Source organism: Pseudomonas sp. BMW13, from assembly GCF_013357275.1.
In the GTDB taxonomy this organism is placed as follows: Bacteria; Pseudomonadota; Gammaproteobacteria; order Pseudomonadales; family Pseudomonadaceae; genus Aquipseudomonas; species Aquipseudomonas khazarica.
Map to the genome: position 1 here is coordinate 276,781 of NZ_SUKD01000004.1, position 9,840 is coordinate 286,620.

The window sequence follows — 9,840 nt, forward strand, 5'->3', positions numbered from 1 at the left end:
GAAGGGCGCGAAGGGCCGTGTCGACAGCCCTCCGCTGGCGGCAGGTCAGTCCTGGCGGCTGGTGACTTCCAGCAGGTGGTAGCCGAACTGGGTCTTCACCGGGCCCTGCACCACGCCGACCGGCGCGCTGAATACCACGGTGTCGAATTCCTTGACCATCTGGCCCGGGCCGAACGAGCCCAGGTCGCCGCCGTTGCGGCCGGACGGGCAGCTGGAGTTGTCTCTGGCCAGTTGGGCAAAGTCGGCGCCACCTTCGATGGCGGTTTTCAGTTCGTTGCACTTGTCTTCGCTGGCAACCAGGATGTGGCGGGCAGTGGCGCGGGCCATGGGATACCTCCTATGAATTGAGCGGCAGAGCCTAGCGCAATCGACCCGACAAGCAAACGGTCGGCTTCACGCTTGGCTGCGCCAGGGCGATTACAGCAGGTCCTTGTCGACGGCCTGTTGCAGGGTGCTCTGCGTCAACTGCCGGAGCAGGTTGTCGCTGCGGTCCTGGAAGGGCACGGCAAAGATCAGGAACAGGTGCATCCAGGTCGTCAGCGACTCCTGCTGCTGGGCGGTGCCGAGTTTCTCTCCATTGCCGTCGCGTACGGCCATGCTCATCGTCAGCGTGTTGTCGAAGGCGCCGGGAATCAGGAAGAAGGTCGCCCCGGTCAGTACGGCCAGCCCCATGTTGCCCGTCTCGTGGTTGTGCAGAGTGACGGTCAGGTACAGGTCGGACTCCTCCTGGGCGGTGGTCACGCGCGAAAAGCGACCGCTTTCGGAGAGCGTCTGCGAGATCACTTGTTCCAGCTTGGCGACGTCGGCCGTGCTGACGCGCGGGTTGTCATTGACCTGGTATTCGCCGAAGACCTTCAGGTAGACGCTCGGTTTCTCCTGTTCGGGCGAGGCGAGCGGCCATTGGTCGACCGTCTGCAGCGAGTGATGGGAGTAGGTCATGCAACCCTGCAGGCTGGCCGAGGCGATCAGCAGGATCAGTGCAAAGAGTTTCTTCATGGGGAAATCCTTTTCAGTGGGTCAGTTGTCGGGTGCCGTCCTGCAGCAGCTGCTCGACCAGCTCGGTCAGCTGCTGTCCGCCAGACGGGAACATGTAGTCGTAGTCCCAGAGGCCGGTGTTCTTGTCCACCACCAGGTTCTTCTGCGACAGCGCCAGTTGCCGGCCCTGGTTGTCGAGGATCTGCAGCTCGGCCGCCAGGTCGTACTTGTCGACGTAGATCGGTCCGTTCACCCAGATCCAGATCGTCAGCGTCAGCAGTGCGCCGGGGACGTAACCCGGGTGTGGCGTGCGTTTGCCTTTCAGCGAGGAGAAGTCGAACTGCAGCTGGACGTCCTGTTCATTCAGCTTGGCGGGGAAGCTGATGACGCGCTTGAAGTACTCGCCCTTCTCGATGTGCTGGCTGATCTGGGCGGTCAGCTGGTTGCCGATGTTGCGCCGGGTGTTTTCATCGATACGCGTGTCCGTGACCTTGACGTCCTTGATCATCGCGCTGCCCGGCAGGGAGTGTTCGATGATCTGGCTGGGAGGGTAGATCGGACCTGCCGGGGTGAACGACATGCAGCCGGTCAGGGTCATGCCGGCAAGGCCGGCCGCGAGAAAGCGTGCTTTGAACATCGATGAAGCATCCTTGGCGTATTGCTGAAAGGGCAGGTATCCGTCGGTGGTATCTGGATTTCCGCCTGAGCGCTGTCCCTCTGCCATCCTTCGGCGCGGCGGGATATTAGCGTCAAAATGCCATCATTGGAATGGCGAGCTGCAGTGTCTTTCCGCTTCGCCTGGCAACGGATTGCCTCGCGTCGGCAACGTGCTGCCGACGCGGGCCTGGAAGCCCCGTGGATACTGGCTTTCAGAGCTGGCCCGTAATCTGCTTTATCAGGAGCGAACGCTTTTCGCGGAGGCCCCATGACCAGTATCAACAACAGCACGCCTGCCATGCTCAGCTACTACGGCAGCCAGCTCAACAACCGTTCCAGCGCTGCCAGCGGCGACAGCGACACCTCGAGCAGCCAGGACCCGCTGGCCGATCTGCGCCGTTTCGCCAAGCAGGTGGTGGCGCGCAGCGAGGGTGGCTTGCTGCGCGCGATGCAGGGTGGCACGGCGCAGGCGGCCACCGGCCTGCAGGGCCTTGGCGAGAGCAAGGCGGCATCGTCTTCGGCGATCCAGTTGCCGGATGTCGAGGACCTCGACCGCGACGATGCGGCCAAGCTGCTGGAGCAGGTGCAGAAGATGGTGGATGGCGGCATGGACGGCAGTGTGCTGATCGCCGGACGCAACGGCGAGCAGCAGACCGACTCGCTGGAAACCTACCGCCAGTGGCTGCAGGAGAAGGGCGGGCTGAGCGTCTACGCCTGATGCCGCTGGCTCAGCCGGGGACCACGTCGATCGCGCTGGCCTCGTCTTCGTCCGCGACCACCTGATTGCGCCCGGCACGCTTGGCGGCGTAGGTGCGCCTGTCGGCGGCCCGCATCAGTTCGTCCAGCGACTGGCCGTCGCTGCCCAGGCTGGCCACGCCCGCGCTGAGCGTCATGGGCACGGCGCTGCCGGCCACCTCGAGCGGTTTGTCCGCCAGGCGCTGGCGCAGGCTTTCCGCGATCTCCCGTGCGCGCCCCGGCGGGGTGCCGGGCAGCAGCACGGCGAATTCCTCGCCACCCATCCGGCAGAACAGGTCATTGATGCGCAACCGCTGCGTCAGCACCGTGGCGAAGTGGGCCAGGGCGCGGTCGCCGACCTCGTGACCGAAACGGTCGTTGATCTGCTTGAAGTGATCGATATCGACGAACACCAGTGACAGCGCGGTGTCGTTGCGCAGGGCATGCGCGCGTTCGCGCTCGAACACTTCGCTCAGCTTCATGCGGTTCGCCAGGCCGGTCAACGTGTCCGTGGTGGCTTGCTCGATCAGGCGCTTCTCGTTGAGCACCCGGCTGCGTTCGTAGATATGGGCGAAGATCATCACCGCCAGGCTGGCCAGGCCGAGGTTGGCGAGTATCACGGTGTTGACCAGCTGCTGCTCCGCCGGCAGGCGCTGGTTGAAGGTGAACAGGCCGATGCCGACGAACAGGATCGAGCCGTACAGGCCCAGGCGCAGCCCGAGTAGCATGTAGCAGATGATCGGAATGGTCTGAATCCAGGCGAACACGGCGAAGGTGGTATGTGGGCGCGACAGCGCCACGATCATGATGCTGAAGAACGGCAACAGGTAAATCGTGGTCAATAGCTGCAGATTGCGCGTTCGATCGATGATCATCAGCATGTACAGCGACACGCCGGCGTAGCCGATCTCGAGCGTGGCCAGCAGCCAGTTGTCGCGCAGCAGGTTGACCACGAAGAAGAACAGGCCGCCGACCAGGGTGATCCAGAGCAGGGCTTTGAGGACCAGGCGTCGATGTTGTTCGTTCTTGGCGAAGTGATCGGGCATTGGCTGTTCTCTGGCAGGATCGGGCAATCGTCTGGGTGGTTCGAGAGTACACCTGGGGCTTATGCAGGAACCCTGCCGTCTGCGCGGCAAACCCGCAATCACTGAGGGTTTCGCGCAGGTCGGCGCTGATCATGATGCTGTGCTGGAGATGGCGACAGAATCACGACGTTAGTGGAGAGAGGGCGGTATGACAACGGCAGGCAAGAGGTGGGGACGCGGATCAGGGCTGCTGGCGCTGCTGATGGTGGCCGCCGTCACCTCGGTACAGGCGAGCGAAGATGTGGCATTGATCGACGCGATCAACGCCTATCGGGGCGAAATACAGCGCTGCGGCGTGCAGGCCTCGGAGCCATTGCCACCGCTGGCGGACGACCCGCGCCTGGTGCTGCCGGCCAATGGCACGGCGGACCTGCAGGACGCGCTCGGCGCCGCCGGCTATCCGCTGGTCAACGTCAAGGCCATCACGCTTTCCGGGCCGCGTGATGCGCGTTCGGCCATGCAGGCGCTGAGCGAGAGTTTCTGTCGGGTGCTGCTCGACCCGCAGTTCATCGACGTCGGGGTCAGCCAGCAGGGGCGTGACTGGCGCATCGTGCTGGCGCGGCCACTGCTCAGCGGTCGCCTGCAACCCTGGCAGGCCGAGGGCGAGAAGCTGCTGATGGCGATCAACCGGGCGCGGGCCCAGGCGCGCCATTGTGGTGCCCAGGCCTTCGGCGCAGCCGACCCGCTGGCCTGGAATGCGCCGCTGGGCAGCGCGGCCGAAAGCCACAGTCGGGCCATGGCCAACGACAACTTCTTCGCCCACCAGGGGCGCGACGGACGCACTCCGGGTGATCGCGCCGAGCTGGCCGGCTATGGCGGCGGACGCGTTGGCGAGAACATCGCCGCGGCGCTGGATACGCCGGCCAAGGTCGTCGAGGGCTGGCTGGCCAGCCCCGGGCATTGCGCCAACATCATGAACCCCGAGTACAGCGAACTGGGCGCCGCCTACGCCAGCGACCCGCAGAGCGATGCCGGCATCTACTGGACGGCGCTGTTCGGCGGGCAGTGAGCCGCCGCCTCAGGCGCGGGCGAACAGCGTGGCCAGGTGCTGTTCATAGCGCGCCACGTCGCGCTCGATGTCCGGCACCTTCATCACGTCGTTGCAGATGAAGGTGGGCAGGGCGCTCATGCCAAGAAACTCGTTGGCCTTGTGGAACGGGAAGTACACCGCGTCCACGCCCTTGCCCTCGAAGAAGTCGCTGGGGTCTTCGAATGCCTGCACCGGCGCGTTCCAGGTCAGCGACAGCATGTACTGCTTGCCCTGAATCAGGCCGCCGCTGCCGTACTTCTGCGAGGCATCGGAGCGGGTGCGGCCGTCGTTGGCGTAGAGGCTGCCATGGCCGGCGGTGAACACCTCGTCGAGGTAGCGCTTCACCGTCCAGGGCGCGCCCATCCACCAGCCGGGCATCTGGTAGATGACGACATCGGCCCAGAGGATCTTCGCGACTTCCTCGTCGACGTCGTAGCCGCCGTCGATGAAGGTGGTCTTCACGTCGCAGCCGGCGCGATCGAGGAAGGCCAGCGCCGCGTCGTGCAGGGTGCTGTTGTACTGGCCGTGGGAATGGGCGAAGGCCTTGCCGCCGTTGAGCAGGAGGATCTTTTTCATCGGGTGTCTCCAGAAAATGTGGCGGCAGGTTAACCAGCCCCGCGCGTGCGAAACACCCAGGCACACTCAAATGATTGTTGACTGAAAGTCATGAAATTGAGCGTTTGGCATGCGCTAACCTGGGGCTTTCCTCACCTGCCCAGGAGCCCTCATGCACGCATTCATCCTTCACGCCCACACCCGGCCCGAGCAGGCCGCAGCCTTCGAACGCCTGTTCCGTGCCTACGTCGAGCCCAGCCGTGCCGAGCCGGGCTGCATCGAGTACCACATGCTGCGCGACGCGCAGGACCCGACGCTGTTCATCTTCTACGAGGTTTGGGCGTCGCAGGCCGCCCTGGACGCGCACATGGCGCTGCCGCACATGCAGGCGTTCCATGCACGGCGCATGGACTACCTGCGTCGCGATCTCGAGGTTCGCCGGGTCGAGGTGCTCCTGCCCGCCGCGCTCATCGCGCAGTAGCCCGGCTTCTGCTGGCCTGCCGGCTGGCCAGGGTCATCAGGCGCTGGAAGGTGGGGCAGGCCAGGTGGTTCTCGGCCGGGCATGCCGCCGCATGGCGCAGGCCGTCGCGAATGGCGCTGAGGCGGCGGATGGTCTGGTCCAGCTGCTCGGCCTTGCGCTCCAGGCGCTCGCGGTCGATGGCCGGGCCCCCTTCGCTGGCGAGCATCCCGGCGATGTCTTCCAGCGAGAAGCCGGCGGTACGCCCCAGCGCGATCAGCGACAGGCGTTGCAGCACCGACTCGGCGAACACCCGCCTCAGGCCGTTGCGGCCGATCGAGCGGATCAGCCCCTTTTCTTCGTAGTAACGCAGGGTCGAGGCCGGCAGCCCCGACCAGCGGGCGACCGTGCCGATATCCAGCTCTTTCATGCTTGACCTCAAGTCGACTTCAACTGGCAGCCTTCTATCACAGGCATTTCAGCAAGGTTGAATGGAGGTGGTCATGGTAGTCGAAATCATGGTGCTGGGCGTCGGCGCGACGCTGTCGATGGACCTGTGGGCGTTGCTGCGGCGGCGCTGGTTCGGCGTGGCGTCGCTGGACTATGGCTGGGTCGGGCGCTGGCTGGGGCACATGCGCCACGGCCAGTTCCGCCACGCGGCGATCGCCAAGGCGGCGCCGCTGCGGGGCGAGCGTCTGCTCGGCTGGGGCTTCCATTACCTGACCGGGCTGTTGTTCGCCGCCGCTTTCCTGGCCTGGGGCGGTCAGGCCTGGCTGCAGCGTCCGGCGCTGCTGCCCGCGCTGCTCTTCGGCGTGGGCACGGTGGCCGCGCCGCTGCTGGTGATGCAGCCGGCCTTCGGCATGGGGATGGCCGCGAGGCGCACGCCCAAACCCTGGCTGGTGCGGCAGCGCGCGTTGCTGACGCACCTGGTGTTCGGCCTGGGCCTGTACCTGAGCGGGGCGGCGCTGGCCTGGCTGGGCTGACGCCTGGCTCAGCCCTCGACCGGGATGCTGAACAGCACCGCCGCCAGGCCGACCAGGCCGAGCAGGGTGAAACCGGCGATCTGCAGGTGGCGCCGCAGGCTGGCCGGCTGCTGCGCGGCGCGTACGGCGGCCAGCAGCGACTGCACGCCGTAGTACAGGGCGAAGGCCCGCGAGGCGTGGCTGATGATCTCGAAGACATCGAACAGCCAGGTCAGCAGCAGGCCGGTGAGGGTCAGCAGCACGTAGCCGTGGCGCGCGCGCAGGCGCTGGCCGCTGAGTTCGTTGATCAGCCCGCCCGAGGCGCTGGTGTCGGCCACCGCGGCGCTGAACTGGGCGCTGAGGGCGGCGGCGATCAGCAAGGGCGGCAGCACCAGGGCGACCACGCCCATCAGGTCGATGATCGCGGTCTCGTCCAGGGTCATCGTCTGCTGGTGGAAACTCAGCGTCAGCAGGGCCGCATAGACCAGGTAGATGGCGCTGGCGAGCCACTGCGCATGGCGCATCGAGCGTACGCGCGTGGCGGCGTCGTAGTGCTGGCCGAGGTAACGCGAGGTCTCGAAGCCCTGCACGGTGACGATCAGCCCCAGCAGCAGCTGCAACGCCAGCGTGCCCTGCGTGCTGGCCGGGCTGTAGGCCAGCACGCTCGCCATGTCCTGCTGCGCGGTATGCACGGCGAGGCCGGCGATCAGGCTGGCGATGATCGCCAGCTTCAGGCTCACGGAGAATTTCTCCAGGCGTTCCATCACGCTGAAGCCGCGCAGGTAGCCGGCGGCGAGGATGAGCAGGTAGATCAGCGTGGTGATGACCTTGGGCAGTGTGCCGCCCCGCACGTCGACGATGCGCCCGGCGAACGCACCGAAGAGGTTGAGGTAGTAGGCCACGGAGATGAAGTAGGCGAAGGCCAGCACCCAGGACGACAGCCGTTCGCCAAGGTCCTGCAGCGGCGTGCCACGGCCCTGGGGCGAGTCGCCCAGGTAGCGGATGTTGAAGCGCATGGCGCTGCCGAAGGCATAGCCCAGGGCGCACAGGACGAGCATGGCCAGCGGCGCCCAGCTGCCGAAGTTGACCAGCATCACCGGGCCGAGGATGAGGAAGCCGCTGCCGATGATCGAGGCCAGCGGGGTCACGGTGGCGCGCCACATCGGTGCCTTGGCGACGCGTGGCCAGAACAGCAGGGCGGCCACCAGCAGCAGCGTCAGCACGATCATCGCGGTCACTCGCGGACCTCCGGCAGTCAGGGATTCGAGGGCGCCTATTCAAGCGCCATGCGCCCGGCGCTTCAAGCGCGCGGGCGCAGGCTGTGACTCAGTGCGAATAGCCCTCGGGCTTGCGGATGGTCTTGAGCAGGTCATCCGGGGTGATGTGGCCGACCACCTGGGTGGCGGCACTGCCGGGTTGTGGCAGGTCGAGGATGTGCCCCTTCATCTTGCCGATCACGTGCATCTCGCACGGCTTGCAGTCGAACTTCAGGGTCAGCACTTCGTCGCCGTGCACCAGCTGCATCGGCGCGACCTTGGTGCGCACGCCGGTCACGCCCTTGGCCTGCTTCGGGCACAGGTTGAAGGAGAAGCGCAGGCAGTGCTTGGTGATCATCACCGGCACTTCGCCTTCTTCTTCGTGGGCCTCGTAGGCCGCGTCGATCAGTTGCACGCCATGGCGGTGGTAGAAGTCGCGGGCCTTCTGGTTGTAGACGTTGTAGAGGAACGACAGGTGCGACTCGGGGTAGACCGGCGCCGGATCGGTCTCGGCCTTGCGCTGGCCGCGCGGGTGGGCGGCGACGCGGGCCTCGGTCAGCGCCTCGATGGCCTCGCGCCGCAGCGCCTTGAGCTGCGAGTTGGGCACGAAGAACGCCTGCGGCGCGTCGAGGCTGACGCCCTGGGCGTGGTAGATGGTGGTGCCGAGCTGGGTGAGCAGGTCGCGCAGGCCATCCAGCGCCTGCTCGGGCTTGTTGGCGGCACCGAACGGGCCGGGCAGGGCGACCTCGACGCTGATGCCTTCTTCGCTGGTCGCGGTGAGCTTCAGCGCGTCTTCACGCAGCTCGACCTTCCAGTTCACGCCGATGCGGCGCTCGGCGCTGGTGCGCTGCAGCGCTTGCTGCCAGTTGTGGTCGAGGTTGCGCGAGAGCGGATGGTTGGGACGCAGGCGCAGCAGGCCATCGGGCATCTCGTTGGGTTCGACGCGGTAGCGGTAGCGCTTCTCGCCGTCCTCCTCGAACTCGCCCTTGAGTTCGGCGATGTTGGCGCGAAAGCCCACCACCTCGCGCTTGACCAGCACGTTGAGACCGTCGCCATTGGACAGCGGTGCGTGGGTGACGGCGATCAGGTCGCGCTTGTTCACCTTCTCGACATGGCCGACGGCGAGCCCGGTGAAGGTCGGCGAGTCGAAGGCGCCGATATCCACCTTGCGTTCGGTGACGAAGTAGTCGGTGCTGCCACGGTGGAAGGTCTTGTCCGGATCGGGCACGAAGAAGTGCGCGGTACGCCCGCTGGAGGCGCGGGCCAGGTCCGGGCGATCCTCGAGAATCGCGTCCAGCTCGCGGCGGTAGTGGGCGGTGATGTTCTTCACATAGGCCACGTCCTTGTAGCGGCCCTCGATCTTGAACGAGCGCACGCCGGCTTCCACCAGGGCGCGCAGGTTGGCGCTCTGGTTGTTGTCCTTCATCGACAGCAGGTGTTTCTCGTAGGCGATCACGCCGCCTTTCTCATCCTTGAGGGTGTAGGGCAGGCGGCAGGCCTGCGAGCAGTCGCCACGGTTGGCGCTGCGCCCGGTCTGCGCGTGGGAAATGTTGCACTGGCCGGAGAAGGCCACGCACAGCGCGCCATGGATGAAGAACTCGATGGCGGCGTCGGTGGCATCGCTGATCGCGCGGATCTCCTGCAGGTTCAGCTCGCGCGCCAGCACCAGCTGGGAGAAGCCGGCCTGGTCGAGGAACCTGGCCCGCTCCAGGGTGCGGATATCGGTCTGGGTGCTGGCGTGCAGTTCGATGGGGGGGATGTCCAGGTCCATGACGCCCATGTCCTGCACGATCAGCGCATCCACGCCCGCGTCGTAGAGCTGGTGGATCAGCGCACGGGCCGGTTCCAGTTCATCGTCATGCAGGATGGTGTTGAGGGTAGTGAACACCCGGGCGTGATAGCGGCGAGCGAACTCCACCAGCTTGGCGATCTCGCTCACCTCGTTGCAGGCGTTGTGCCGCGCGCCGAAGCTCGGGCCGCCGATGTAGATGGCATCGGCGCCATGCAGGATGGCCTCGCGGGCGATCTCGACATCACGCGCAGGGCTGAGCAGTTCCAGGTGGTTCTTGGGCAGGGACATGGTGATTTCTTTTATCAGGCTGGGCACACGGGCAAGGTGCGCATTGTA

12 protein-coding genes are annotated in these 9,840 nt (G+C 66.0%); 4 read left to right on the top strand and 8 right to left on the bottom strand.

What is annotated here, in order from left to right:
- Window positions 1-45: 45 nt before the first annotated feature.
- The 3 genes from E4487_RS04975 to E4487_RS04985 all read right to left on the bottom strand — a co-directional run bounded on the left by E4487_RS04975 (window position 46) and on the right by E4487_RS04985 (window position 1,612).
- Entirely contained in the window at window positions 46-327 is a 282-nt protein-coding gene (locus E4487_RS04975; RefSeq protein WP_037056152.1) for a peptidylprolyl isomerase, read from the bottom strand.
- A gap of 90 nt (window positions 328-417) precedes the next feature.
- Complete coding sequence (locus tag E4487_RS04980; protein WP_037056153.1) at window positions 418-996, bottom strand: hypothetical protein; 579 nt, start codon at window positions 994-996, stop codon at window positions 418-420.
- Between the two features lie 13 nt (window positions 997-1,009).
- Window positions 1,010-1,612, bottom strand: coding sequence for a hypothetical protein (locus tag E4487_RS04985; protein WP_150605969.1), 603 nt, complete (start codon window positions 1,610-1,612; stop codon window positions 1,010-1,012).
- A gap of 288 nt (window positions 1,613-1,900) precedes the next feature.
- Here E4487_RS04985 and E4487_RS04990 point away from each other — a divergent pair, with 288 nt between their 5' ends.
- Complete coding sequence (locus tag E4487_RS04990) at window positions 1,901-2,350, top strand: hypothetical protein (protein ID WP_134677162.1); 450 nt, start codon at window positions 1,901-1,903, stop codon at window positions 2,348-2,350.
- A 10-nt stretch (window positions 2,351-2,360) separates the two neighbouring features.
- Here E4487_RS04990 and E4487_RS04995 read toward each other — a convergent pair whose 3' ends face one another.
- On the bottom strand, window positions 2,361-3,413 hold the full coding sequence (locus E4487_RS04995) for a GGDEF domain-containing protein (protein ID WP_175252837.1): 1,053 nt from the start codon (window positions 3,411-3,413) through the stop codon (window positions 2,361-2,363).
- Between the two features lie 241 nt (window positions 3,414-3,654).
- Here E4487_RS04995 and E4487_RS05000 point away from each other — a divergent pair, with 241 nt between their 5' ends.
- Window positions 3,655-4,461: a CAP domain-containing protein gene (locus tag E4487_RS05000; RefSeq protein ID WP_037056161.1), complete on the top strand. Its 807-nt coding sequence runs from the start codon at window positions 3,655-3,657 to the stop codon at window positions 4,459-4,461.
- A gap of 9 nt (window positions 4,462-4,470) precedes the next feature.
- Here E4487_RS05000 and E4487_RS05005 read toward each other — a convergent pair whose 3' ends face one another.
- On the bottom strand, window positions 4,471-5,058 hold the full coding sequence (locus E4487_RS05005) for an NAD(P)H-dependent oxidoreductase (RefSeq protein ID WP_134677166.1): 588 nt from the start codon (window positions 5,056-5,058) through the stop codon (window positions 4,471-4,473).
- 151 nt (window positions 5,059-5,209) lie between these two features.
- On the opposite strand from E4487_RS05005, the gene E4487_RS05010 reads away from it, so the two are divergent.
- Window positions 5,210-5,518, top strand: coding sequence for a putative quinol monooxygenase (locus tag E4487_RS05010; protein ID WP_152489295.1), 309 nt, complete (start codon window positions 5,210-5,212; stop codon window positions 5,516-5,518).
- On the opposite strand, the gene E4487_RS05015 is transcribed toward E4487_RS05010, so the two are convergent.
- Entirely contained in the window at window positions 5,505-5,924 is a 420-nt protein-coding gene (locus E4487_RS05015; protein ID WP_037056167.1) for a helix-turn-helix domain-containing protein, read from the bottom strand. The two genes, E4487_RS05010 and E4487_RS05015, sit on opposite strands and share 14 nt — an antisense overlap.
- 73 nt (window positions 5,925-5,997) lie before the next feature.
- On the opposite strand from E4487_RS05015, the gene E4487_RS05020 reads away from it, so the two are divergent.
- Window positions 5,998-6,477 (top strand): DUF2938 domain-containing protein, encoded by a 480-nt coding sequence (locus E4487_RS05020; RefSeq protein ID WP_257229339.1) that lies wholly within the window; start codon window positions 5,998-6,000, stop codon window positions 6,475-6,477.
- An 8-nt stretch (window positions 6,478-6,485) separates the two neighbouring features.
- On the opposite strand, the gene E4487_RS05025 is transcribed toward E4487_RS05020, so the two are convergent.
- Window positions 6,486-7,694 (bottom strand): hypothetical protein, encoded by a 1,209-nt coding sequence (locus tag E4487_RS05025; RefSeq protein ID WP_218952847.1) that lies wholly within the window; start codon window positions 7,692-7,694, stop codon window positions 6,486-6,488.
- Between the two features lie 88 nt (window positions 7,695-7,782).
- Complete coding sequence (locus tag E4487_RS05030; RefSeq protein ID WP_175252838.1) at window positions 7,783-9,792, bottom strand: U32 family peptidase; 2,010 nt, start codon at window positions 9,790-9,792, stop codon at window positions 7,783-7,785.
- Window positions 9,793-9,840: the final 48 nt, after the last annotated feature.